Here is a 24,308-nt window from a genome sequence, read left to right as displayed (position 1 = left end):
ATGCCCATTGTCGCCAAAACCTATGACCTGATCGATGAGGTCTCCGACTACCCGGTTCGCCAGGCGCGTGTCGCAACGCCGATCAAAGCCTTGCACGTGGTGCCGGCCCGGCACCCGTGGCGCTGGGCCGGGTCGATTTTCGCCGCGCTGGTGCTGCTGGGCATCGTGCATTCGCTGGCCACCAACCCGCGTTGGGAGTGGGGCGTGTTCGGCCAGTGGTTCTTCTCGCCGTCGGTGCTGCGTGGCCTGGGCCAGACGCTGTTGCTGACAATGCTCAGCACCGTGTTCAGCATCATCCTCGGCACGGCATTGGCCCTGGCGCGGCTGTCGGGCTCGCCGCTGCTGGCGGCGTTGGCCTGGGGCTACATCTGGTTTTTCCGCTCGATGCCGGCGCTGCTGGTGCTGATCATCCTCTACAACTTTGCCTACCTGTATGACCACATCGTACTCGGCGTGCCGTTCACCGGCGTGGTGTTCGCCGAATGGTCGACGGTGGATGTGCTCAGTCAATTCACCGTGGCGGTGTTGGGCCTGAGCCTGATGCAAGCGGCCTACGCGGCAGAGATCATTCGCGGCGGCCTGATCGGCGTGGATGCCGGCCAGCATGAAGCGGCGGCAGCTTTGGGCTTGCCGGCCTCGCGGCGTATCTTCCGGATCATCCTGCCCCAGGCGCTGCGTTCGATTCTGCCCTCGGGTTTCAACGAAATCATCGGCCTGGTCAAGGGCACGTCCATCGTCTACGTGCTGGCCTTGCCGGAGCTGTTCTACACCGTGCAGGTCATCTACAACCGCACCCAGGCAGTGATCCCGCTGCTGATCGTGGCCACCGTGTGGTACCTGATCATCACCACCGTGCTGACCAGCGCCCAGTATTATGTCGAGCGCCACTTTGCGCGTGGCACCGCGCGCGTGCTGCCGCCGACGCCGCTGCAACGCATCCGCCGCTGGCTCAAGGAGAAAACCCATGAGTGAAGCACGCGCGGGGCGCATCCAGATCCAGGGCGTGGGCAAGCGCTTTGGCAATCAGCAGGTGCTCAACGACATCGACCTGACCATTGACCCGGGCAAGGTCACGGTGATTCTCGGGCCGTCCGGTTCGGGCAAATCCACCTTGCTGCGCACCATCAACCACCTGGAGAAGATCGACAGCGGGCACATCACCATCGACGGTGAATACGTCGGCTATCGGCGCAAGGGGGACCTGCTCTACGAATTGAAAGAGCGCGAGATTCTCAAGCGGCGCATCGACGTGGGCTTCGTGTTCCAGAACTTCAACCTGTTCCCGCACCTCACCGCCTGGGAAAACATCGCCGAAGCGCCGTTGGCCCACAAACGCTGGCGTAAAGCCGAAGCCCACTTCAAGGCCGCCGAGTTGCTGGCCAAAGTTGGCTTGGCGGACAAGGTCGATGCCTACCCGCGCCAGCTCTCCGGTGGGCAGCAACAGCGCGTGGCCATCGCCCGCGCCTTGGCACTGGACCCCAAGGTGCTGCTGTTTGACGAACCCACTTCAGCCCTCGACCCGGAACTGGTGGGCGAGGTGCTCGATGTGATCAAGGGCCTGACCCAACTGGGCGTGACCCTGGTGATCGTCACTCACGAGATCGGTTTCGCCCGTGAGGTGGCCGCCCACGTGGTGTTCCTATGCGACGGCCAACTGATCGAAGAGGGCCCGCCCGAGCAGATTTTTCGCCAACCCCGACATCCCCGCACCGTGGCCTTTCTCGGCAAGGTGCTTTAGTTCAAGGAGTGACTGCCATGTTCATCCATACCGCCCGCGTGGCCCTGCTGGCGCTTGCCGTCAGCACCGCGCAAAGCGCTTTCGCCGTGCAACAGGTCGACCTCAGCCCCGACCGCGTGCGCATTCATGTGCCGCGCAACGAAGCAGCCATTGCGCAGATTCCGCCGGGCTTCAAGTTCGCCCAGCCGGGCAAGTTCACCGTGGCTGTGTCCGGCGTGGCCGGGCCACCGCTGGCGCTGCTGGCCAATGACGACAAGACCACCATCGGCAGCGAGGCCGACACCGCGCAGCTGATCGCCGACAGCCTTGGCCTGCAACTCAACGTGGTGCAGACCAGTTGGGAGGATTGGCCGCTGGGCGTCAGCTCAGGCAAATACGACGCGGTGATCAGCAACGTCACCGTGACCGAAGCGCGCAAGAAGCGTTTTGACTTCGCCACGTATCGCCAGGATGTGCTGGGGTTTTACGTCAAGAGCACCAGCAAGATCACCGCGATCAAGCAGGCCGCGGACATTGCCGGGCTGAAGATCATTGTCGGCTCTGGCACCAACCAGGAAAAAGTCCTGCTGGCGTGGAACGAGGCGAATGAAAAGGCCGGCATCAAGCCTGCGCTGTTGCAGTACTTCGACGACCAGGCCGCCGCGCAGCTGGCGGTGCAATCGGGGCGCAGCGATGCGCTGTTCGGGCCTAACTCGGTGTACGCCTATTCGGCGGCCATCACCGGTGGCATCAAGCTTGTCGGCACGGTCAATGGTGGCTGGCCGCTGAAAGCGGATATCGCCGTGACCACACGCAAGGACAACGGTCTGGTCCAGCCGATTCACACGGCGCTTGAAGGCGCGATTGCCGGCGGCCAATACGAACAGGTGTTGCAACGCTGGGGCCTGGACATCGAGCGCGTCGACACGTCGCTGATCAACCCACCGGGCCTGCCGGACTAGGAGCATCGATCATGGGACTGACACGACGTGAAGCGCTGTCGAGCATCGCCGCGGTAGGCGGTGAGCCGGCCGTCAAGGATGCACTGGCGGTATTGGGGCTGGGGCCGTCGTCGCACCGACGCCCGCAGCCGCTGAAACTCAAGCCCGGCCTGGGGCAGGGCACCCGCGTGCTGGTGCTGGGCGCGGGGATTGCCGGGCTGGTCACTGCGTTGGAACTGACCCGCGCCGGGTTCAGTGTGCAAGTGCTGGAAGCGCGCGATCGCGTCGGCGGGCGCACCTGGACCCTGCGCCATGGCGACCGCGTGGACTACAAGGACGGCCGCACGCAAACCGTGGCACTCGATCAGGGCCTGTATTTCAACGCAGGCCCGGCCAGGATTCCCAGCCAGCACCGTACGATTCTGGATTACTGCAGCGAGCTGGGCGTGCCGCTGGAAGTGCTGGTCAACAGCAGCCATGGCGCGCAGGTGCGCCCGGACCTGCAACAGCCGGCATTCACCGTTGGCCAGGCGATCAACGATGCGCGCGGGCACTTGTCCGGCTTGCTGGCCAAGGCCGTGCAGCGTGATGCACTCGATGATGTGCTAAGCAGCGAAGAGCGCACGCGCTTGCTGGCCTTCTTGCAGGTCTACGGCGATCTGTCGCAAGAACTGGCCTATGAGGGCAGCCTGCGCGCCGGTCACCTGGAATCGCCCGCGCATCCCGGCGCATTGCCCGCCAGCCGCAGCCCGCTGGCGCTGGACCGCTTGCTGCACCCCGAACTGTGGGGCGCGTTATTGCACACCGAGTTCCCTGAGTTCTCGGCAACCATGTTCCAGCCGGTCGGCGGCATGGACCGCATCACCGACGCTTTCTACCAGCGCGTCAGCGAACACGTGCAATTGGGCGCGCAGGTCAGGCAGGTCCGTCAGCTGGAACATGGCGTGGCGGTGACTTACCACCACACACACAGCGGCCGCGAACAGGTGGTGCGCGCTGATTACCTGGTCTCGACCTTACCGCTGCCGCTGCTGGCCAAACTCGACACCGATTTCAGCGACCCGATCAAAGCCGCGCTGCTCAGCACCCGCAGTGACCAGGCCACCAAAGTGGCGTGGCAATCGCCGCGCTTCTGGGAAACCGACTACCGCACCTACGGCGGCCTGTCCTGGATCGAACACCCGGCGCGCCTGCTCTGGTACCCGAGCAACGACCTCAACACCCGCGAAGGCTTGCTGGTGGCCGGATACGTGACCGGGGAGGGCGCCGACGTGTTTGGCGCGCAGCCGTTCGATAAGCAGTACGCCACCTCCAGGGAGGCCGTGGAGCTGTTGCATCCGGGTTACGCCAAACACCTGCGCAACCCGCTGGCCGTGTCCTGGGAACAGATTCCCTACAGCGAAGGCCCGTGGCTGCAACGCGAACACTTCCCCGCCGACGCCAGTGCCTTGCTTGAACAGGCCCATGGCCGCGTGTACTTCGCCGGGGATGGTCTGGTGCAAAGCGGCGTGGGCATCTGGCAGGAATCGGCGGCCAACTCGGCGCGCCATGTGGTTGCGCAACTGGCGGACCGCGTGACGCAACAAACACAGCGTGCGGCATTGGCCGCGTCTTAAGGAGCATCCTCATGAGCGACAGCATTCAACGTACCAGCGTCGGTGATTTTCCGATCTCGCAAACCGTGACTGTGCAGGCGTCTGCCAGCCTGATTTTCGTCAGCGGCACCCTACCGGATCTTGCCGACGCGCAGGCACCGGCAGGCACGCCAGCCGCGTACGGCAGCACCGAAGTGCAGACGGTGTCGGTGTTCAACAAGCTGCGCAAGATCCTTCAACAACAAGACCTGGACCTGGGCGATATCGTGCAGTTGCGGGTGTTTCTGGTCGGCGCTGAAGAAACCGGTGGCAAGCTGGACTTTGCCGGGTTGCAGCGTGGTTATACGCAGTTCTTTGGCACGCCTGAACAGCCGAACAAGCCGGCGCGTACGGCGTTGCAAGTGGTGGCGTTGCCCTTGCCGGGGGCGTTGGTGGAAGTCGAAGCTATCGCGGCCCGTACCCTTTGATTTGAAGTGAGCTGGCTTGTTGTGGCGCGCGGGGCTGTTGTGGCAAGCGGGCTTACTGTGCCGAGCGGGCTCGCCCCGCGTTGGAGTGCGAAGCGCTCCCAATCCAACCGCCGCGGTATAACGGGTAAACCGCGTCGTCAGGTTTTGGGGCTGCTGCGCAGTCCAACGCGGGGCAAGCCTGCTCGCCACAACAGCCCCGCTCGCCACAACACGTCCGGCAGACACAACAAGTCCGCTTGCTACAGGAGCATCATTTGTTGGCAGGTACCTAGGCACCCTTGCCGGGCAGTGGCCAGATCTGTTCGCGCACCGACTCGCCCATCCACACCATGCCATGCATGAAGGTGTCGCGCTCCTGGGGTGTGGTCAGGGGGAAACTCGCGTAGTGCGTGTGCGCCATGACCCGCAGTTCTTCAGCCCAGGCTTGCTTTTGCTGCTCGGTGTCGAGGTTGCAGCCCTCAAGGACGTCGGCCGGCATGAAGGTGTTCAATGCCATGGGCAGCGCGTCGCGGGTGCCCAGTCGGGCGTTGAGCGTGGCGCTGCAGATCTCTACGGTCAGCCCGGTGATGCCCTTGGCGAGCAGTTTTTTCAGCGGTTTGATCTTGTTGCTGGCGGCGAAATTCGTGGCCTTGAGCAACGTGTTGTAATGCGGCTTGAAGTGATTGATCAGCGCCGCTTCCGCCAGCGTGATGACCTCATCGCGATTCAAACGCACGCTGCGCAGGCGGTCGAAATGCGCCGAGTCCTGTTGTTCGCTGGCCGTCGGTTCAGCGTTGAAGTCACCGCCGTTGCTGATCATCGTCCGGCCGTGCTCGAACCGGTAGAGCAGAATGGAAACCTCCAGCTCCGGGCTGTTGGTCGAAGTTTCTGCCAGGATGCGTTGCAAGGTGGTGTGGTTCAACAACCGGTCCACCGCCGTACGCGCGTGAATCTTGCCGATGCCCTGGCCGACATAGAGCACGTTCATGTCCCGATGGTCTGCTTGCAGGGCACTGGTGGCGTTGGCCACCACGATATGCGCGGCGGTGGTCATTTGCCGTGAGGTCGACAGGATGGTCAGGTGCGTGCCGTTGGGCGCGACGAACACCTGTTCAATCTCATCCTGATCGTCAGGCCCGATCCGTGGGATGTCATAACGGAAGGGGATGGACTGCACGCCCTGTTCATCCATCACGATAAAACTGCCGTGCGCCGATCGCCCGAGCAGGTAGATGTCATGAGGGTTGATCAGCACCCGCCGCCGCGCGGTGATCAGGTAAATATTGCTGCCGGCGATAGCCTCTCGGAAAGGCCCATCGCTCTTGGCACGGTACAGGTCGGCGGGTGTCAACACCGAGGGCGGGCTGGAGTAGAGATGGGTGGCGCCTTCGGCAGAAAATTGTCGAATGATCGAGTCCATGCCAGTCATTGTTCCATCCTTGTTGGGCTGCACGCAGCGGCAGCGTCGCGCCGTAGTTTGCCAAAGTTGCGCGGCCATGGGCACTGACTGAACGGACAGGTAGGTGCACATGCATGCGGCAGGCGCTTACTGCCTTTTTTCCTGCGCGAGCGGCCAGCGTTCCAGCGTCTTACTCCTGCAGCTGCAACGCCTGCTGCTTGAGTTTGCGTTTCTGCTCGAACGGCAATTGCTCATCATCCCCGTACGGGGCGCTGTACCAGTTGCCATAACTCGGGTTGGGCAGCAGGAACCAACGCTGCCCCAGCCATTTCACATAGGGAGCGACGGCCTTGCGCTGGTCCGCGAGGGTGTTGTGTTCGGCCTGCACGAAGTCCCCCAGCGAATCACCCGCCATCAGCAGCACGCGGGCATTGTTTGCGACCCATTGGCGGCGGCAGTTCTTGCCATAGCCCGCGCTTTCGCAGTGGCCGGTCGGCGTGCTGGCGGCCAGCACTTGCTCGTCGCTGTCCACCGGGAAGCCGCGCAGGCGCAGGTTGGCGACCGTGGCCGCGACCTGGCTGTGTTCGCGGTTGGTGAGGTAGTAAACCTTGATGCCTTTTTGCTCGGCCGCTTGCAGAAACGCCACTGCGCCCGGCAACGCCTGGGCCTTGGCCTGGTCGACCCAGGTGTTCCAGCGTGCGTATGAATAGACTTGGTTGTTGATGATGTCGCGGGCATTGAGCGGCACGTTGTCGAGCAGGGTTTCGTCGATATCGACCACCACGGCCGGGGGCAGGCCGTTGAGGTTGCGTGGCGGCAAGGGCAGGGCGTCCCAGGTCGGATCGGCCAGGGCCACGTCGAGCTGGCGGGTGGCGTTGGCGAACAGCTGGCGGTAGATCAACTCGTGCTCGATGGAGGTCTGGGTCCAGAGCACGGCGTCGAGTTGGTCGTTGGCCGGTGGGGTTTGCTGGCAGCCTGCGAGGGCTGTGGCCAGCAGGCAGGCACCGGCGAAAATCAGGTTACGCATGGGCAAGTCTCGAAGAGGAGGGCGCATCGGCAGCACCTTAGCCTAAACACATGACCCATGTGGAGCGGGCTTGCTCGCGAAGGCGGAGTATCAGTCGCCGGATATATCAACTGATACACTGCCTTCGCGAGCAAGCCCGCTCCCACAATTGGATCTCCAAACATCAGTTAGATGTTATAGAGAACTCCCCTTCAAGGCCCACACACCAACGCCTGGCGCTCATAGTTCAGCGCCTTGTTCTGCGGCGCCAACGCATAGCTTGCGCTGCACTGCTGATCGCCCCACTTGATGATCAACGTGCCCTGATCCTCTTCCACCAACGCCAGCGCATTGCCATTCGGGTCGGCAATCGCCAGTTGCTTGCCGGCCGAATCTTCCAGCGAAGCCCCGAACGACAGAGGCTTGTGCTGCGCATCAAACAACTCGAACAACACCCGGCGCCCGGTGGTGCCGCTGTAGTGCGCCACCACGATCGCGCCACGGCGCGGCACCACTTGTTGGGTGGCGTTGGTGATTTCCACATTGCCGCCCAGGTCGCGGGTGTCCAGGCTGACCCAGTTCACCCGGTAAGGCTGGGCATTGGGGATCACTGCATAGCCGTTATAGCCGGTCTCTACGCCGCTGTAGCTGCTGATCTTCGCGCCGGAGATGCCTGGCACTTCGGCCAGTGCGAACGTCTCACTGACCGTCTGCCCCAGGTTGATACCGCCTGCGTGAGCGACCACGGAGCCGGCGAGGTTGAGGTTCTGCGAGTTGTAACCCTGGCCCTGGCTGTAGCCCAGGCTCACATCCGCCACGGACGTCCGGCTGTTGATGTTCACCGAACCGGAATCCCCGCTGGTGTCGCTGTGGCCGGCCTGCACCGAATAAAACGTGTCGCTGGTATCGGCAACGTAGCCATTGATGCCCGCCTGCGTGGTGGTGTCGCCGTGCTGCCGGCTGGTGGTGACAAACGCGCGCGGCGCGCGGGCCTGGCTGCCCAGCGGGAACGAAATCGACAGGTTCAATTGCGTGTCGCTGCTCGGCTGGCCCCAGGTGACAATCTGCTTGGTGCGCGTTACGCCGAGGTTGTAGCTCAGGTCGCCCCAGTTGCTGGTGTAGCCGGCCGAAAAGCTCTGCGAGCCGCCGCGGTTCCAGTAGCGCTGGTCGCTGGCATTCACGTACACGCTGCCAAATTCGTTGTTGCGCCCGATGCTCTGGTTGATGGTCAGGTCGGTGCGGGTTTTTGAGTGGCCGGTGCGCACACGCACATCCTGGCTGTTGTCTTCGACATGGTCGCTGAGGGTGCGGTAGCCCTCGGTGGAGTAGCGGTAGGCGGCCAGGGTGAAGTTGGTGTCGGTGCCAGTGAAAGTCTTTGCATACAGCGCCCGCACGCTGCTGCCCTGAGTGGTTTTCCCCTGCGCCTTGCTGGAGGAGTGCGTCGTGTCCAGCGAGAAAGCGCCGAACGAGGTGTTCTTGCCGGCGCCAATGGACAGTGCGTTGTAGTCCTCGCTGGCCTGCAACCCGACAATTCCGCTGAGGTTGCTGGTCAGGCCGTACGCCAGGGTGCCGCTGAGAAAACGCGGGCTCGCCAGGCCGTCGGCGTTGCTCTTGAAGGTACCCGCCGAGAGGCTGTACTTGACCTGGCCTTCACGCACCATGATCGGCAAGCTGGAAAACGCCTGCATCGTCACGCGGCGCGTGCCGTCGGCTTCGATCACGGTGATTTGCAGGTCGCCGTTGGAGCCGCTGGGGTAGATGTCGTTGATCTCGAATGGCCCCGGCGCGACGTTGGCGGTGTAGAGGATGTAGTCGTTCTGGCGGATTTCCACCGTCGCGTTGGTCTGCGCCACGCCACGGATCACCGGCGCATAACCGCGCTCGCTGTCGGCGCGCATGCCGTCATCGGAGGCCAGTTTGAGGCCGCGATAACGCACGCTGTCGAACAGGTCGGTGTCGGAGAAAATCTCACCGGCGCTGAACTGGCCCTTGATCGCCGTCACGTCGTGCTGCAGGTAAGTACGGTTGCTGGTGTAAGTGTTCGAGCGCCCGGTGCCGCCGCTCAAGTTCGATTCATTGCGCAGGCGCCACGCGCCCAGGTTGATGCCGTTGCGCAGGCCGAGGTTATTGGAGAGGCGCGTTTTGTAGTCGCCGGCGGTGCGGCTGCTGTTGAGCTGGTAGTTGATAAACGCTGCGGGCACGCCGTCGTCCCACAATTGCGGGTCGACGTAACCGCGCATGCCGCGCTGCATGGCCACCTGCGGAATGCTCGCCATCAGGCGCAGGCGGCTGCTGTCGTAACGCACGCTGGCCTCCTCGATCATCTCGGCGAGGGCATAGCATTCCTGCGGCTGCTGCGGGTCGATTTTGCCTTCGGCCTGGAGGCGGTGCATGTCGATGCCCAGCTGCTTGAGCAGGTCGAGGGTCAGGCAGGCTTCGACCCGGTCGTTTTTCGGGTTGCGCTTGAAGTCGATATCGCGCCGGCCCACCAGCACTTCGTTGCTGTACAGGTCGACGCGGTAATTGCCCGGCAGCACGCTGTTGGCCGAGAGCAATTGCTGCAGGTCGACCGTTGACTGCGAGCCTTGCAGGAACGTGGTGTTGAAGGTTTGCGCAGTGTCCTCGGCCATCGCCCAGGCCGGCAGGCCGGCGGCAATCGCGAACGACAGCGTCTTCAACTTCAGTGCGCCACGCGCGGGCCTGTTACTGGAAAGAAAAGACATGCGAAGACCTGTGACATCCCTGATTGGCGAACAGGCGGGCACGCGAACACGCACGCAACGTGAGCCTGTGGGTTAGAGAAAGTGCTTAGGGGTTGAGGCGTGCTTCGGTGGCGTGTGCAGCGATGCCCGAAAGTGGCGCGGTGTAATGGTTCTGTGCGCCGTAGTCATTGATGCTGGAAAACGACAGTTGCACCGGGCCGGGCGCTGGCGCCGTCTTGAGCGCGAACTGTCTTTGCTCGCCGGGCGCGATCATGGTCGAGTCGCTCGCCAGTTGTGCCTGCACCTTAACGTCGGCCATGGACACGTGGTACAGCGTCGGGTTTTTCACCTGCAACAGCGTTTGCGCGCCGTGCTTGACCAATGCCCACTCCAGCTGTGCAGGCGCCTGCAACGCACTGCCGGTCAGGCCGGCAGGGCGGAAAAAAATCTTGATGCGTTGGCGAATGGCCAACTGCAAGGTGTTCTCGGTCTCGCTGGCCTTGGGGATTTCCTGCACGTTCAACCACACCACCGACTCGCGGTCCGTGGGCATGCCCGTGCCTTCATACAAGATGCGCAGCAGTTGCTGTTCCTTGGCGAACACCCGGGCCAGTGGCGGGGTGACGGCAAACGGAGCACGGCTGCCGCTGGAGTCATTCATGTCGACCCAGGACTGAATCAACACATCCTGGTTACCGTTGCGCACGGTGATATTGGCTTCTTTGTGGTCGCCATCGAACACGATGCGGGTGGCATTCAATGAAATGCTGGCGGCGGCCTGGGTAGCCATAAGCATGCCCAGCAGCCCCAGGCATGCGGCAATAGAACGAGGCAGCATGAGGGTTATCCGGTGTAATCAAAAAAGAATGGCGAGGCCGTGTGGCCTCGCGCGTTCGGTGCACGGGGCGCCGGGGTTACTCGTATTGCAGGATGAACGGCAGGGTGGCATCACCGCGACCGGCGGTGGATGCACCGGCAGCGCCGGTGGTGACGTAGGCAGCCGCAAAGCTCAGGGTGGCGTCGCCGCCGGCAGTGCCGGTGCCGTGCATGGTGCTTTCGATGCGCGCAGTGGCCTGCGAGCTGAGGTCGATCAAGCTGCCATTGCTGTCGAGCAGGGCGATACCGACGTTTTTAGCCGAAGCGGAACCGGCGTTCAGCGCCAGTACGTTCTTGCCGGTCACCAGGCCCGAACCGCCGTTGTTGGCGTCAAAGATCATCGCGACTTTGGTGCCCTGGTTGCAGTTGACGTTCAGGTTGAAGTCTTTGGCAGTTACACGGCCGGCGGTTGGGTTTTCCGCGGTGCCCATGTCTTTGATCGAAACGTTGCCCATGTCCACCGAAATACTGCGATCGGAGTTGGCGCCGTCTACCGAGCAGGCGTCGTTGTTGATCACGCCGGTGAAGGTAATTTTACCGCTGCCGCCCAGGGTAGGCGTCGGTGCCGGATCATCGGCAAATGCACTGCCGGAGGCGGCGATAATGGCCGAGGCGATAACAGCCAGGGAAAACTTCTTCATGATGATGTCCGTAAGTGTTAGTTGGAAAATGCGGTTGTTGAACTGCGAGGAAAGAATAAGAGGGCAGGCGCTGCGAGCGAATAAGACGATTCTTATAAGCCGCGCAATAGACGGGTTAGTTGCACCGCAAGGCAGTTTTGGAGCCCGCAAACAGGGGGCCAAGCCATTGCCCGGGAATGGCTTGCACGGTGTGCTTAGTTGAAGATATTGCGCGCCAGGCAATAGGCGAGAAGGTCCTGGTCGCTGCTCACTTCAAGTTTGCGCATGGCCGATATTTTTTGTGCGCTGATGGTCTTTGAACTGCGGTTCTGGCTGCGCGCAATATCACTCACGCTCATGCCGGAAATAAACAAACGCAAGATCTCGAACTCTTTGGGCGACAAGCTGGTAAAGCGCTCGTCGATGGCCGTGAGGGTCTCGATCACCGAGGTCTTGGGCGGCTCCAGGCTGCGGTAGGCGCTCTGTTGCGCAATCGCCTTGAGCGCCAGTTGAATCTCGGTGTGCAACTGGCTTTTCTGGATGATGCCGACCACGCCCAACTCTTGCAGACGCGTGAGGATCAGGTGGTTGGAAATCATGGTCAGGATCAAAATCTGCACCTGCGGAAAATGCCGTTTCAGGTACTCCACCAGCTTCAGCCCATCGCCGTAGGGTGAGTCGCCGGGCATGTTGTAATCGGTGATCACGATGTCGGCGCCCTGGCGCTGCAACAGCTCGATCAGGCCCGCCGAACACACCGCTTCGCCCACGACTTGAAAGCGCGTGTCGCGCTCCACCAGTTCGCGTACCCCGAGCAGCACGATCGGGTGATCGTCCGCGATAACCACGTTGAATTTTTTCATAAAGGGCCGTCCGTAGTGCCAGTTCAAGTGAGGGAAGTGTGCCCGGGCTGGAGAGTGTCCAGGACGGCCGACAGTCGTTGCATCACCGCCTTCACCTTGAGCTCAAGCGTGGTGTCGAGGCTGCCGCGGTTCAGTGCGTTTTCCAGCTCGATGCAGGCCTGGGCCAGAGGGAGCGCCTGCACGGCGCCCAGTGCGCCGGCGGCCGAATGCAGCAGTTGGGCGAGCGCGCGCGCATCACGCTGCGCCAGTGCCGCGCCGAGTCGCTGCAAATCTTGCTGCACGCTGCTGATGAACAGCGGGCGCATCTTGTCCGACAGCTGCACGTGGTCGTCGAATGGCGCGGGCGGCGGTTCGACCGGCGCCTTGACCTGGCACAGCTTGACCAACTGCGCGCGCAGGGTTTGCAGGCTCAGGGGTTTGACGATCCAGGCGTTCATGCCGACCGCCAGGCAACGCACACCTTCCTCGCGCATGGCGTTGGCGGTCACGCCGATGATCGGCAATTGCGGGTCATGCGCCCTGAGCGTGCGGGCCAGCTCATAACCATTCATCAAGGGCATGTTCACATCGGTCAACACCAGGTCGAAGGCTTGCGGTTGCCACAACTGCAGCGCCTGCTCGCCGTTGGCGGCCAGGGTCACCGAGCAGCCGAGCGCCTCCAGTTGTTCCTTGATGATCGCCTGATTGATCGGGTTGTCCTCGGCCACCAGGATGCGCAACCCAAGCTGCCCGGCGCTTTGTGGCAGGGCCGCCGGCGGTTGCTCATGCTTGCCATGCTGGGCCAGCGACACGGTGGTGGCGATAGCCCGTACGTCGTGCACGTCCACGACCCAGCCCTGTGCCGTGTGCAGCGGCGGGCTGTGCGCGCCGGGCAGGCACAGCACGCGTTGCCCGGCCCAGTAGCGGGCGGGCTCGCTGGGCAGCAGATCGACCAGCACCGCCTGGCGGCTGTCCTGTTCCGGCGTGGGCGCCGCCAGGGCCGCGGCAATGCCCAGGCGATTGAGCCAGTCACACAGCGACTGCGCCAGCTCGCGCACCGGCGCCTGCACATACACAGGCGTCGCGCTGGGTTCGATCAGCGGCGGGTTGGTCAGCGCACCGCTGCTCAGCGGCAGGCGTATTTTCAGGGTGAAGCTGCTGCCCAGGCCGGGCTCGCTGACCACTTTGATCTCGCCGTCCATCATTTGCGCCAGCCAGCGGCAAATCGGCAGCCCCAGCCCGGCGCCGCCTTCGCCGGCGGTGTCGGGAGCCTGGTAAAACACATCGAACAGCTTGGCCTGCTGCGCCTCGGGGATGCCCACGCCAGAGTCGGTGACCTGCCATTCCAGGTTGACGTACTCGGCGTCGCACGCCGTGACCCGAGCGCGGATCACCACGCGCCCGATGTCGGTAAATTTGAGCGCGTTGCTCACCAGGTTGTTGAGAATCTGGCGAATGCGCATCGGGTCGCCCAGTACGCTGTCGGGCAGCTGCGGGTCGATGCAACTGTAAAGCTGCAAACCCTTGCGCTGGGCGAAGGCGGCGTAGGTGTGCAGGGTGTCTTCGAGCATGTCCAGCGGGCAGAACTCCACGGCCTCAATCGCCATTTGCCCGGACTCGATTTTCGACACGTCGAGCACGTCGCTGATCAGCTGGAACAGCGTCGCGGACGAACGCTGAATGGTCTGCAGGTAGGTTTTCTGGTGCGGGTCCAGGTCGGTCAGGCCGAGCAGTTCCAGAGTGCCGAGCACGCCATACAACGGCGTGCGAATTTCATGGCTCATGGTCGCCAGGAACAGCGTCTTGGCCTCGTTGGCGGCATCGGCGGCGTGGCGGGCGTCCTCTAATGACTGGGCATCTTCGATATGCCGGGTGATGTCGTTGAATGCATACAGGCGCACGTCTTCGGCCTGGTAACGGGTGGAGACGAAGCCGATCTGCAGGTGGCGGCCTTCGATCTCCAGGTGCGTCTCGCCGCTGTCGGCGCTGTCATGCACACCGGTCAATGCGGAGACCAGCCGCGCGGTGCCTGGCCATTGCTGGGCCCGCTGGTTCTCGATCAACACCTTGCCGTCACTGCGCCGCACCACGCACAGGCCAGTGGGCGCGGTGTCGATGATCACGCGGCTGAACGCCACGCTTTCGGCGATGCGTTCGTGCGCCAGGCGCGCGGGGTTGATCACCTGGCGCCGGTACCAGCGGTTACCGCCCCAGCACAGCGTAATCAGGATGCCCAGCAACAGGGCCAGGCTGCTCAGCGGCCACAAGGCCGAATGGAAAAAGTGCGAGTAGTTCAGCCCATAGATTGCGCTCCAGGGCTGGTCGCCGCGTTGGGTAATCTTGAATTCGAAGCCGTCTGCCCTGAAGTGCACGCCATCGCTGAGCGGCACACCGACGTCTGGCCCGACCAGCCGGCTGCCGTCGGGGGCAATCAGGGTGAAGCGGTCAAAGGCCGAGTGGTCCAGGGCGCGCTGCACATCGTCAACCTGAGCCACGTCGAGCAAGGTGCCGACCACCGCCTGGCCCTGGCCGTCGAGGGGCAGGCCGATATAGGCCAGCAGGTGCGCAGGTGCGGGACCGGCCTGCCAGTACACGCGGTTCTGTTCCAGCGGCTGCGGCGTCTGCTCGAGGGTCTGTTGCACCGTGTTGACCAGCGCCACCAGGTTGCCGGTTTCTTCGGCGCTTTCTCGACGCTGGTAGCCCACCGACGGAACGGTGATGGCGTAAGGCGTCTGGCGATTGAGCAGAAAGGTTTGTGGCGCTTCATAGGGCGATGACGACCAGAAGGCGCTGTAATAGCTGGTGAGGTGCGCGCCCAGGGCAAAAATCTGCGACCGGGCGGCAGCGCTGATCTGCTGCTCGTCAAACTTGACGCTGAACGGCACCGAAAACGAATATTTCTGGCCTTCGTACAGCGTGCGGTGGTTGTCGACCATGCGGCTTTTGAGGCTGACCTGAACGTTGGTGGCGCGCAACAGTTCGGCCTGGATGCCCGGGTGCGTCAGACTCTTGAGGTACGACTCCTGCTCCGCCAGGTTCTCCATCAGGCGCGCAAAATGAAAACGCGTGGCGCCGTAACGGGTTTCGACCCCGCGTTGCAGTGACCAGTAGTTGGTCAGCACCAACAGCAACGCGATCCCGAGCAGCACCATCAGGCCTTTGTTCAGGCGCGACGAGCTGCGGGTGAAGGCTTCGAGGACCGCGTTGTTGTGCTTCATCAGGGGGTTCCGCAGGCGCAGGATAAATCGGCACAGGATGGAGCTGACTCCTTACTATCGAACAGATAATCCGCGGCCGTCAGCTAGTGAGATGTCGCGGGGCCATCATTGTTCAGAAGTTGTTGAAATTGTTCTGAAGAGACCGCGTGTGAAATCAGGAAACCCTGCACCTGATTGCAGTCGACCTTGCGCAGCAGAGCCAGTTGCTGCGGCGTTTCCACCCCTTCGGCCACCACCGTGAGGCCAAGTTTGCGGCCCAGCGCGATGATGCTTGCCAGGGCCTGCGCCATGCCCTCGTTGTCGTGGCAGCCCTGCACCAGTGCCTGGTCGATCTTCAATTCGGTAAACGGCGTGGAGACCAGGTTCAAGTACGAGCTGTAGCCCTTGCCGAAATCATCCTGGGACAGGCCGAAGCCCTTGATGCGCAGGCGGCAGGCGCCGGCGTAGAAGTTGCTGATGTCCTGGGGCACCGAGCATTCCATCAGTTCGAAGCAGATCATTCCCGGAATGCCGTCGTGGTGCAGCACGAATTCCAGCAAGCGGTCGGCCAGGTCATGGCTGTTGAGCAGGTGCGTGGGCAAGTTGATCGACACCGGTATTTCGTAGCCACGCTGGCGCCAGCGTTCCTGGGCGTGGATCGCCTGTTTGAGCACCACCCACAACAATCGCTCCTCCAGCTCGAATGCCTTGATCGCCGGCAGGAACGCGGCGGGCAGCATCACGCCTTGCTCGGGGTGCATCCAGCGCACCAGGGCTTCGGCGGCGACGATGCGGCCGTTGGCGAGGGACTTTTTCGGTTGAAACCAGGCCTGCAGCTGGCCGCTGCTCATGGCGTGCACCAGGGTGTGGCGGTCGATGTCCAGGTGCTCGGGCAATTCGGGAGAGGGTTTGCGCACTGTGTTCCTGAGTTGGTCGACGAGGCTGCGCAGGGCGTCGGCGGCGACCGGTTTGGAGATCAGCCCGATCACTTCCACATCGAGGTTTTTCGCCACCAGGCTGGCCGCCATCAGCATGCGCCGCGACGCCGCGCTCATGATCGCCAGCGCCGGCTTGCAGCGCAGGCTGGCCAGGCACTGGATAAACTGCACGCCGTCCATGCCGGGCATCAGCAGGTCGGTCAGTACCAGGTCAAAATCGCGCTGGCGCAGACGCTCCAGCGCTTCTTTACCGTCCTCGGCGGTTTCGAGCATGAAATCCCCCAACTCACTGAGCAGGTGCTGCAGGTAGATGTGCTGCAGGGGATGGTCCTCAACAATCAAAATACTAAGGGGCTTCATGGGTGATCCGTGCATAAGGCGCCAGGGAGTTGAATAGAGCCCGCAACGCAAAGGGTTTGACCAGGCAATGGTTCATGCCGGCGGCCAGGCACAGGTCGGCCTCGCCGCGCATGGCGTTGGCGGTGGCCCCGATAATCGGCAACGGGCAGCCCTGACGACGCAGTTCGCGCGCCAGTTCATAGCCGTTGATGTGGGGCATGTTCACGTCCGTCAGCACCACGTCGAAGTTGCCGGCGGTGTACAGCTGCAACGCTTCCTGACCATCGGCCGCCAGCTCCACGGTGCAGCCGAGCTCTTCGAGTTGGTCACGCAAAATCAGCTGGTTGATGATGTTGTCCTCGGCCACCAGCAGGTGCAGGTTGAGTTTGTTCAAGTCACGCTGACGCGTTTGCTCACCGGCGCGGGCCACCCACAGCCCCTGGGCCTGGCTCACGGCCTGATGAACAGCGCCCAAGTGGTTGAGGTTGACGTGCCAGGCGCCGGCCTCGGCCTCCAGCGCGGTGCAGGCATGGCTGCTGACGTGAATCACCGGGCCCGGCCACTCGGGCGCCAGCGATGGATCGACGCTGCCGGGATGCACTTGCAGCAGCAGATGGCTTTCCGGCAGCGTCGGCAGACCGGTCTGAGCGCGGGCACCCCAGCGGCGCAGCCAACCGCTGATCGAATGCGCCAGTTCCGGGATGGGCGACACCACGTAGATCGTCTCGGCCAGCAGCGGTGTCATCGGTGGCGTCGGCGCTTCTTCCAGCGGCAGGATCAGGCTGAAGCTGCTGCCCAGGCCCAGTTCGCTGACCATGCGGATATTGCCGTTCATCAATTCGGTGAGGCGCTGGCAGATCGGCAGGCCCAGGCCGGTGCCGGCAACCACGTTAGTGTTGCCTTCGCTCTGGTAGAAGGGCTCGAAAATCATCGCCTGGTCTTCCTGGGCGATGCCTTTGCCGGTGTCCGAGACTTGCCACAACACACTGGAGCGTTCGCCATCGCGGCCAAGCACTTTGACGCGCAGCACCACGCGCCCGTAGTCGGTGAACTTCACGGCGTTGTTGAGCAGGTTGTTGAGGATCTGGCGGATGCGTGTCACGTCGCCGATCAGCCGTTCCGGCAGCTTCGGGTCGAAGCAGGCATACAGCTGCAAACCTTTGCCCTGGGCGGCCGCGGCGTAGCCCTGAATGATTTCGTGGACCAGGTCCAGCGGCGAAAACTCGCTCATTTCAAGAGCCAGCTGCCCGGCTTCGATCTTCGACACGTCAAGCACGTCGCAGATCAGTTGCAGCAAGGTCGAGGAAGACCCTTCGATGGCCTGCAGATAGTCTTTCTGCTGGGCGTCCAGTTGTGTGCGCGCCAGCAATTCCAAAGTGCCGAGCACGCCGTACAGCGGCGTGCGGATTTCATGGCTCATGGTCGCCAGGAACAAGGTCTTGGCGGCGTTGGCGGCGTCTGCCGACTGCCGCGCTTCTTCCAGCGCCGCTTCCACTTGTTTGCGTGCGCTGATATCGCTGAAGGCGCAAAACAGCACGTCTTCGCCCCTGTAGCGGGTCGGCGCGCTGCTCAGGTACAGGTGACGGCCGTCGATGGTTTCAAAGTAATCGCTGCGTTCGGACGGCTCACCGGCGTAGGCCTGCGCGATCCAACCGGCGCGCAACGCCTCGCGCTCCGGGCCGTGGCCCAGCCATTGCTGGGCCAGGGTGTTTTCCAGCACCACCTGGCCGTCGGTGCGGCGCAGTACGCACAGGGCGACAGGCGCGGTCTGGATCACATCGCGGCCGAACGCCTCGCTTTCGATCAGCGCCTGGATGCGATGGATCGAGGGAATGATGAAGCGCTGATCGACGCGGCGCATCACCAGCCAGATCAGCGTCAGGCTGAACAGGCAGAACAGCAGCGAACCCAGTAGCTGTTTCCACAAGCCGGTGACCACCGCGCGCAGGTCGATGGAATACATCAACTGCCAGTCCGAGGATTTCAGGTGCTTGCGGATCACCAGGTGATCGGGCAGCAAGCCGTTGCCGACAAAGCCGAAAAAGCTTTCTTCCTTGGGCCTGAGGTGTTGCTGGCGCATCTGCGTGTCGTCGCTGTTGGTAAATACCAGCATGCCCTGGGAGTTGAGCATCATGAACTCGCCGGCGCTCTGGTCGCTGAGGGTCGAGGACACTTCACGGCTTTCCATTTCCAGACCCAGCCAGCCGGAAGTGGGGTCTTGGCGATCCAGACGGATGAATATGTACAGGTGCGAATGGTGTTCGGTGCGGTCGCTCAGCCACAACTCGTTGAGGGTGGACGGATCGCTGTGCTGCAAGGCCTTGAGGCGGTTGAGCATGCACTTGGAAATCGGCAGGACTTGCGCGGTCGCGTCATACACCCGTGTCACCTGCGGGGTAGGGCCGGCGTTCACGTACAGCAGGTTGAGTTGCTTGGCCTTGAGGTAGTCGCGCAGACGGGCCGTCAGCCAGATGCTCCACTGGTTGCCCGGCGTGTCGCCCAGCTGCACATGCTCTTCTTCGGGAGAGGAGGGGTAAATCCTCGACTGCTTGCGCACCGCCGAGAGGCTGAGGCTTTCAAGCAGCGCCTCGCGGTTGGTGAAAAACGTATGGGCTTCGGCGATGGCGCTGCTCATGTAGCCACGGCGTTGGGAAATATCGTTGTTGAAGGTGGACAGCAGAAAGGTGTAAACGCCGCTGAGGATGCCGATGAGCAGCACGGTCGCGAAAATACGAAGCAGCCTTCTGGCTGCTTCGGGTCGGGAGAGGACAGGGTTGATCTGGAGCAGATAACTTTTCAATCGCATCGGCGGACTTTAAGCGTCGGCCGTGTCGCGTGGCATAAGACGATCCTTAAAGATCAGCTATTTGTAATACATATCCACCACCACCGCGGCCTCGAATGCGCCGGGAATCGGCAGGGTGCGCCATTTCAAATCGGCGCGGAATTCGTCGTGGCTCTGGCCCAGGCCCATGAGGTTCTGCAGCGTGAACCAATTGTCGAACGGCAATTGCTGTTGGCTCTCGGCGCGGGACAGGGCGATGCCCACCGATTTATTGTTGTCCGGTACCAGCAACCCATTGATCACACTGCCGCCACCCGGCGTGGTGGCGAAGCGCGCGCTGACGGTATAAGGCGTGTCGCAGCCTTTGCGCAGGTTCAAGCTGAAGTTTGCGGTGCTGGCGACTTCGCCGATTGCAAACTTGCGTGAGGGCATCGGGAAGCTGACCACGCTGGGGCTGATCGTCAGCTCGGGGGTACAGGGCACGAAGCGGATGCCGTTCATGCCGGTGACCACGTAGTTGAAGTTGCTGTTGGGCCTTGAGTTCAGCCCGCGCACGCCGTCCAGCTGGAACACCCGATACTCGGTCAGGGTACTGGCCTGGCCACTGGGAGGCGTCGGGTCGTATTTCTCGATGAATACGCTGAAGTTGAGGGTGAAGCGCGCCTTTTCCCAGCCTTTGCAGTTGGTCAGGTTGCAGCCGCGGTCGGAAAAGAACCCGGTGCCAACCTTGCCGGTACTTTGGGTGATCGGCTGGTTGTTATAGCGAATACCCACGCGGATACCCGTGCCGATGCTGACGTTGGCCGGGTTGACGTAGAAGTAGATTTCCTCGCGGCCGTAGTAGTAGTCATCTTTGCAAATCACATTGGTGGAGCGTGGGCCGGACTCCCAGATAATGCTGCCGTTTGGCGCATCGGCCGCCACCGCCAGGGCGGTGCCCAAGGCTTCCTTGGTAATGATCGAGTCGCTGCCGTCCTCACGGCAGGCCAGCGCATGGCTGGTGGCGGGCAGGACTGCGCAGGCCCACAGCAGCATGGGTAGCATTCGTTTGGTGAGTGACATTGGTGCAAATACCCCGCGAACCATCAGTTGAGCGCCGCGCTGTGGCGGGCTTGCAAACCGATATCGGTGATTTCGGTGAAGTGGAGGGTGGTGCCTTTGGGCAACGGGCCTGGCGCGGTCAGGGTTTTGCGCTCGAAAGGCTTGAGCAGCAGGTAATCACTGAGCACCTGGCCGTCGGTTTGCAGGTTCACCAGCGACAGGTGAAAGGCGCTGGGATTGCTGACCGTGACGGTGCGCCCATCGTTGCTGCGCCATTGCAACTGCTGCACCGCGTCGGCCGAGCCGCCTTTGAGCGCGGGTGGCCGATAGAACAGCTTGAGCCGCTGGCGTATCGCAAATTGCACGCTGTTGGGGTCTTCCGGCTTGAGCGGGATCTCCATGATGTTCAGCCAGAACAGCGATTCACGGTCGCTGGGCAACCCTTCACCGGCATACAGGATGCGTAACTGATGATGCTCGCCGGCGCCCAGTTGCACCAACGGCTCGGTGGCGGCAAACGGCACGCTGTGGCTGCTGGCTTCGTCCTCGCCGCTGATCCAGGTTTGCACCACCACTTCCCGTGCAGCCTGGTTGACCACGCCGATGTTGGCTTCGCGGTCATGGCCGAAATAGATCAGGCGCGTGCCTTCGACCTTCAGCGCGGCGCTGGCAGGCGGCGGTGCAAGGGCCAGCAATCCGCAGGCTAAAATCATCATTCTGAGTAAAAACATGAGCACAGATGAATCCATGGGAGCGTGGGGGAACGCGGCCCATGGTAGGGGCAGGGCGCAGCGGGGGCTTTCAGGCGATTCTTAAAAGTGCGCGGCTGTACCCGGTTACCGTTTCAGAATCGCCTTAAAGTCAGGTTTCACCCCTGACAGGTAACGTGGTCAGCGTTGAATGATCGACGCGGATGCCCAACTGTCAGGTTTACCTATGTCCAATAAAGCGTTACGCCTTCTGATTGCCGATGCAGACATTCTGCAACGGATCAAGATCGAGAAAATGCTCAACCAGCTGGGCTATCACCGTATCGTCCCCTTGAGCTCGTTCGACGAACTGCAGGTACTGACTCGTTCGGGCGTTGTGGCGTTCGACCTGTTGATCATCAACACCGCGCTGGTGCACTCGCGGCAGGTCAACCTGTTGAAGTATTGCCATGACAACCCGCTGATTCGCCACACGCTGATCTACGACGGGCAATGTGCGCAAAGCTCGGTGGTGTCGGTATCGGTCAGCCAGACCCTGCACTTGTCGCTGTCGCAATCGCCGGATTTCAACTCGCTGCGTCGCTGCATGGAAGTGGTCGATCCGGACCATAGCCTGCCAACCGTCGAACGCCCGGTGCTGCGCGCTGTTGACAGCCGGACCAGCGTGCCATCAGCGGTGCCACGCGCGATCTACCAGGGCGATCCGGCGGTGGTGGCCTGCGCCGTCGGGCTCTCGCCCAAGCGTTGATCAACCGGCAGGCTCAGGCGTATCGGCACCGATTTGGCCGCCGGCACCTTGCTGCGCTCGGCATGGTGCCAGAGCGGCACCAGCGGGTTGCATTCGGGGTAATACGCCGCGGCGCAGCCTTCGGGGATGTCGTACGCAACGATTTCCAGCGGGCCGACCTGGCGTTTGACCTCAGGCTCTATGGCGGTGGTCAACATCACCCCCTGACCGTTCTCGAAACCCAGCCGCGCGATATCGTTGCGGTGCATGAAGATCACCTCGCGCGTGCCACTGATGCCGCGAAAGCGATCCTCGTAGCCATAGATCGTGGTGTTGAACTGGTCGTTGCTGCGCAGCGTCATCAGTTGCAGCACGTCACGCGCCAGCACATCGGTGTTGACGTCATCATCTTCATTGAGCGTGGCGGGCAGCACGAACTGTGCCTTGCCGCTTTCAGTCAGCCATTCGCGCTGCGCAACGGCGATGGGGCGGTGAAAACCTCCCGGTTCGGCCATGCGGGTTTCCATGTCGTGGAAGATCTGCGGGTAGATGAGGCTAATGGCGCTGCGCACTTTTGAGTAGTCCGCGCTCCAGCCCTGCCAGTCAATCGAGCCGCCCGCTGGCAACGTGGCCTGGGCCAGGCCGGCGACGATGCTGGCCTCGGCGCGCACGTGGGCGCTGACCGGTTCGGCGCTGCCATGCCAGCCGTGGATGCAGCCGGTGCTGTCCTCGGTGGCCCAGGTTTGCTCGACACCCTGCTGCCGGTCGATTTCGATACGCCCCAGGCACGGCAGCAGCCACTGGTGTTGCGCGGGCAGCAAGTGCGTGCGATTGAGTTTGGTCGCGATCTGCACGTTGAGTTGCAAGGTTTGCCAAGCGGGCTCCATGCGCGACGTGTCGGGAATCGCGCGCAGGAAGTTGCCGCCCAGGCCGATGAAGCCGCGCACACGCCCGGCCAGAATGCCTTCGCAGGCGTCCACCGTGCACAGGCCCATTTGTTCCGGCACCTTGAAGCCGAACTGCTGCTCGATCAGCTCGACCGGGACTTTTTTCGGGTCTTCGGTAATGCCCACCGTGCGCTGGCCCTGCACATTGGAGTGGCCGCGCACCGGGCAGATGCCTGCGCCCGGCTTGCCGAAATTGCCGCGCATCAGCAACAGGTTCACCAGCATCTGCACGTTTTGCACCCCGTGCCGATGCTGGGTCAGGCCCATGCCGTAGATCATCATGACCCGGTTACTGCGCGCGTACACCTGCGCGGCCGCTTCCAGGGCGCCGCGGCTCAGGCCGGAGCGGCGCTCGATGGTCGGCCACTGCGCGGCGCGAACCATCGCCGCAAACGCGTCGAAGCCTTCGGTGTGTTCGGCGATAAAGGCGTAGTCGAGTACCGACGCATGCCCGTCGCGCTGCGCCTGGTCGTCCAGCTCCAGCAGCACTTTAGCCAGGCCGAGCAGGGCGGCCGTGTCGCCACCGATCGCCACCTGGTGATACTGGGTACTGATCACGGTGGATTCGGGGGTGAGCATTTCTACCGGTGATTGCGGGTTGACGAAGCGTTCCAGGCCGCGTTCGCGCAAGGGGTTGAAGGTGATGATCGGCACGTCGCGTTTGCGCGCATCCTGCAACTGGTGAAGCATGCGCGGGGCATTACTGCCGACATTCTGGCCGAAGAAAAACAGGCAGTCGGTGTGCTCGAAATCTTCCAGCGTCACGCTGCCGACCGGGATGCCGATACTTTCCTGCAGGCCGACCGAGGTGCTTTCGTGGCACATATTCGAACTGTCGGGCAGGTTGTTGGTGCCATAGGCCCGGGCGAACAGCTGGTACATGAACGAGGTTTCCAGCGAGGCGCGGCCCGAGGCGTAAAACACCACGCTGTCAGGTTGCAGCGTTTGCAATTGCGCGCCGATCTCGCGGTAAGCCTCCTCCCATGACGTTTCGCGGTAGCGGTCGGTGGCCGCGTCGTAGCGCATCGGATGGGTCAGTCGACCGTGTTGCTCCAGTGCGTAGTCAGACCATTGGCGCAGTTCACTGAGCGAGTGTTCGGCGAAGAACGCGGGTGAGGTCTTGAGCGAGGTCAGTTCCCAGGCCGTGGCCTTGGCGCCGTTTTCGCAGAACTCCAGGGCATGCGGTTTGCCGGGTTTGGCCCAGGCGCAACTGACGCACGCGAAGCCATCGGGCTTGTTCTGTTTGAGCAGCGCTTTGGTGGCCTTGGCAAAGGCCTGTTCGCGCCAGAGGATTTTCATCACCGACTGCGCCGAGCCCCAGCCGCCGCTCGCGTGGGTGTAGGGGTGAAAGTGGGCTTTTGGATAGATGAGCATGGGCTGCACCTGAGGGCTTTATCGGTGAGGGATAACGTTACGACGAGTACGCTTGGCAAAAGGTTCGAGCGGGCTTCCGGGCGGCAGGCTAACCGCTCGTCCGACG

The 24,308-nt window shown here is 62.6% G+C and carries 18 protein-coding genes; 6 read left to right on the top strand and 12 right to left on the bottom strand.

From position 1 onward, the window contains the following. Genes ACP7B3_RS04520 through ACP7B3_RS04500 form a run of 5 tightly spaced genes read left to right on the top strand, consistent with a single transcriptional unit; the run spans position 1 to position 4,720 of the window. On the top strand, positions 1-972 hold the full coding sequence (locus tag ACP7B3_RS04520) for an amino acid ABC transporter permease (RefSeq protein WP_426178152.1): 972 nt from the start codon (positions 1-3) through the stop codon (positions 970-972). Next, positions 965-1,738 (top strand): amino acid ABC transporter ATP-binding protein, encoded by a 774-nt coding sequence (locus ACP7B3_RS04515; RefSeq protein ID WP_426178150.1) that lies wholly within the window; start codon positions 965-967, stop codon positions 1,736-1,738. The genes ACP7B3_RS04520 and ACP7B3_RS04515 overlap by 8 nt, the downstream gene beginning before the upstream one ends. 17 nt (positions 1,739-1,755) lie before the next feature. Continuing rightward, positions 1,756-2,679, top strand: coding sequence for an ABC transporter substrate-binding protein (locus ACP7B3_RS04510; protein WP_426178148.1), 924 nt, complete (start codon positions 1,756-1,758; stop codon positions 2,677-2,679). 11 nt (positions 2,680-2,690) lie between these two features. Next, entirely contained in the window at positions 2,691-4,274 is a 1,584-nt protein-coding gene (locus tag ACP7B3_RS04505; protein ID WP_426178146.1) for a flavin monoamine oxidase family protein, read from the top strand. Between the two features lie 11 nt (positions 4,275-4,285). Next, the gene (locus ACP7B3_RS04500; RefSeq protein WP_426178144.1) at positions 4,286-4,720 is read left to right on the top strand and encodes a RidA family protein; all 435 of its coding nucleotides are present in this window, start codon (positions 4,286-4,288) and stop codon (positions 4,718-4,720) included. 268 nt (positions 4,721-4,988) lie between these two features. Here ACP7B3_RS04500 and ACP7B3_RS04495 read toward each other — a convergent pair whose 3' ends face one another. From ACP7B3_RS04495 to ACP7B3_RS04445, 11 genes are all read right to left on the bottom strand, one after another. Beyond that, positions 4,989-6,128, bottom strand: coding sequence for a hypothetical protein (locus tag ACP7B3_RS04495; RefSeq protein WP_416363045.1), 1,140 nt, complete (start codon positions 6,126-6,128; stop codon positions 4,989-4,991). A 160-nt stretch (positions 6,129-6,288) separates the two neighbouring features. Then, positions 6,289-7,125: a 5'-nucleotidase, lipoprotein e(P4) family gene (locus ACP7B3_RS04490; protein ID WP_416363046.1), complete on the bottom strand. Its 837-nt coding sequence runs from the start codon at positions 7,123-7,125 to the stop codon at positions 6,289-6,291. A gap of 191 nt (positions 7,126-7,316) precedes the next feature. Continuing rightward, on the bottom strand, positions 7,317-9,827 hold the full coding sequence (locus tag ACP7B3_RS04485) for a fimbria/pilus outer membrane usher protein (protein WP_426178142.1): 2,511 nt from the start codon (positions 9,825-9,827) through the stop codon (positions 7,317-7,319). A gap of 85 nt (positions 9,828-9,912) precedes the next feature. After that, complete coding sequence (locus ACP7B3_RS04480; protein ID WP_426178140.1) at positions 9,913-10,644, bottom strand: fimbrial biogenesis chaperone; 732 nt, start codon at positions 10,642-10,644, stop codon at positions 9,913-9,915. Between the two features lie 76 nt (positions 10,645-10,720). After that, the gene (locus ACP7B3_RS04475) at positions 10,721-11,323 is read right to left on the bottom strand and encodes a fimbrial protein (RefSeq protein ID WP_145165911.1); all 603 of its coding nucleotides are present in this window, start codon (positions 11,321-11,323) and stop codon (positions 10,721-10,723) included. A gap of 194 nt (positions 11,324-11,517) precedes the next feature. Next, positions 11,518-12,165, bottom strand: a complete 648-nt coding sequence (locus ACP7B3_RS04470) for a response regulator (RefSeq protein ID WP_053257033.1) — start codon at positions 12,163-12,165, stop codon at positions 11,518-11,520. A 23-nt stretch (positions 12,166-12,188) separates the two neighbouring features. Next, a complete protein-coding gene (locus ACP7B3_RS04465) occupies positions 12,189-15,362 on the bottom strand; it encodes a response regulator (protein WP_426178137.1) in 3,174 nt (1,057 codons plus the stop codon). Between the two features lie 83 nt (positions 15,363-15,445). Then, entirely contained in the window at positions 15,446-16,639 is a 1,194-nt protein-coding gene (locus ACP7B3_RS04460; RefSeq protein WP_106578938.1) for an EAL domain-containing response regulator, read from the bottom strand. Then, the gene (locus ACP7B3_RS04455; RefSeq protein ID WP_404483579.1) at positions 16,626-19,424 is read right to left on the bottom strand and encodes an ATP-binding protein; all 2,799 of its coding nucleotides are present in this window, start codon (positions 19,422-19,424) and stop codon (positions 16,626-16,628) included. The genes ACP7B3_RS04460 and ACP7B3_RS04455 overlap by 14 nt, the downstream gene beginning before the upstream one ends. Positions 19,425-19,481: 57 nt before the next feature. Next, on the bottom strand, positions 19,482-20,438 hold the full coding sequence (locus tag ACP7B3_RS04450; protein ID WP_256676528.1) for a fimbrial protein: 957 nt from the start codon (positions 20,436-20,438) through the stop codon (positions 19,482-19,484). A 50-nt stretch (positions 20,439-20,488) separates the two neighbouring features. Then, entirely contained in the window at positions 20,489-21,160 is a 672-nt protein-coding gene (locus ACP7B3_RS04445) for a fimbrial biogenesis chaperone (protein ID WP_369300975.1), read from the bottom strand. Positions 21,161-21,380: 220 nt separating this feature from the next. On the opposite strand from ACP7B3_RS04445, the gene ACP7B3_RS04440 reads away from it, so the two are divergent. After that, a complete protein-coding gene (locus ACP7B3_RS04440; RefSeq protein WP_145165906.1) occupies positions 21,381-21,902 on the top strand; it encodes a chemotaxis protein CheY in 522 nt (173 codons plus the stop codon). On the opposite strand, the gene ACP7B3_RS04435 is transcribed toward ACP7B3_RS04440, so the two are convergent. Further along, complete coding sequence (locus ACP7B3_RS04435; RefSeq protein WP_426178133.1) at positions 21,845-24,202, bottom strand: FdhF/YdeP family oxidoreductase; 2,358 nt, start codon at positions 24,200-24,202, stop codon at positions 21,845-21,847. The genes ACP7B3_RS04440 and ACP7B3_RS04435 overlap by 58 nt on opposite strands. Positions 24,203-24,308 lie beyond the last annotated feature (106 nt).

The sequence above is a fragment of the Pseudomonas sp. TWRC1-2 genome, assembly GCF_049896685.1.
Classification (GTDB): domain Bacteria; phylum Pseudomonadota; class Gammaproteobacteria; order Pseudomonadales; family Pseudomonadaceae; genus Aquipseudomonas.
This window is presented reverse-complemented; position numbering and strand designations above follow the sequence as displayed.

Excerpts from the sequence above, each read along its gene's own strand:
- ACP7B3_RS04480 (WP_426178140.1), bottom strand. The coding sequence starts at position 10,644 with ATGCTGCCTCGTTCTATTGCCGCATGCCTGGGGCTGCTGGGCATGCTT.
- ACP7B3_RS04450 (WP_256676528.1), bottom strand. The coding sequence starts at position 20,438 with ATGCTGCTGTGGGCCTGCGCAGTCCTGCCCGCCACCAGCCATGCGCTG.
- ACP7B3_RS04445 (WP_369300975.1), bottom strand. The coding sequence starts at position 21,160 with ATGATGATTTTAGCCTGCGGATTGCTGGCCCTTGCACCGCCGCCTGCC.
- ACP7B3_RS04510 (WP_426178148.1), top strand. The coding sequence starts at position 1,756 with ATGTTCATCCATACCGCCCGCGTGGCCCTGCTGGCGCTTGCCGTCAGC.
- ACP7B3_RS04490 (WP_416363046.1), bottom strand. The coding sequence starts at position 7,125 with ATGCGTAACCTGATTTTCGCCGGTGCCTGCCTGCTGGCCACAGCCCTC.
- ACP7B3_RS04495 (WP_416363045.1), bottom strand. The coding sequence starts at position 6,128 with ATGACTGGCATGGACTCGATCATTCGACAATTTTCTGCCGAAGGCGCC.
- ACP7B3_RS04435 (WP_426178133.1), bottom strand. The coding sequence starts at position 24,202 with ATGCTCATCTATCCAAAAGCCCACTTTCACCCCTACACCCACGCGAGC.
- ACP7B3_RS04470 (WP_053257033.1), bottom strand. The coding sequence starts at position 12,165 with ATGAAAAAATTCAACGTGGTTATCGCGGACGATCACCCGATCGTGCTG.
- ACP7B3_RS04440 (WP_145165906.1), top strand. The coding sequence starts at position 21,381 with ATGTCCAATAAAGCGTTACGCCTTCTGATTGCCGATGCAGACATTCTG.
- ACP7B3_RS04465 (WP_426178137.1), bottom strand. The coding sequence starts at position 15,362 with ATGAAGCACAACAACGCGGTCCTCGAAGCCTTCACCCGCAGCTCGTCG.
- ACP7B3_RS04515 (WP_426178150.1), top strand. The coding sequence starts at position 965 with ATGAGTGAAGCACGCGCGGGGCGCATCCAGATCCAGGGCGTGGGCAAG.
- ACP7B3_RS04460 (WP_106578938.1), bottom strand. The coding sequence starts at position 16,639 with ATGAAGCCCCTTAGTATTTTGATTGTTGAGGACCATCCCCTGCAGCAC.
- ACP7B3_RS04520 (WP_426178152.1), top strand. The coding sequence starts at position 1 with ATGCCCATTGTCGCCAAAACCTATGACCTGATCGATGAGGTCTCCGAC.
- ACP7B3_RS04485 (WP_426178142.1), bottom strand. The coding sequence starts at position 9,827 with ATGTCTTTTCTTTCCAGTAACAGGCCCGCGCGTGGCGCACTGAAGTTG.
- ACP7B3_RS04500 (WP_426178144.1), top strand. The coding sequence starts at position 4,286 with ATGAGCGACAGCATTCAACGTACCAGCGTCGGTGATTTTCCGATCTCG.
- ACP7B3_RS04455 (WP_404483579.1), bottom strand. The coding sequence starts at position 19,424 with ATGCGATTGAAAAGTTATCTGCTCCAGATCAACCCTGTCCTCTCCCGA.
- ACP7B3_RS04505 (WP_426178146.1), top strand. The coding sequence starts at position 2,691 with ATGGGACTGACACGACGTGAAGCGCTGTCGAGCATCGCCGCGGTAGGC.
- ACP7B3_RS04475 (WP_145165911.1), bottom strand. The coding sequence starts at position 11,323 with ATGAAGAAGTTTTCCCTGGCTGTTATCGCCTCGGCCATTATCGCCGCC.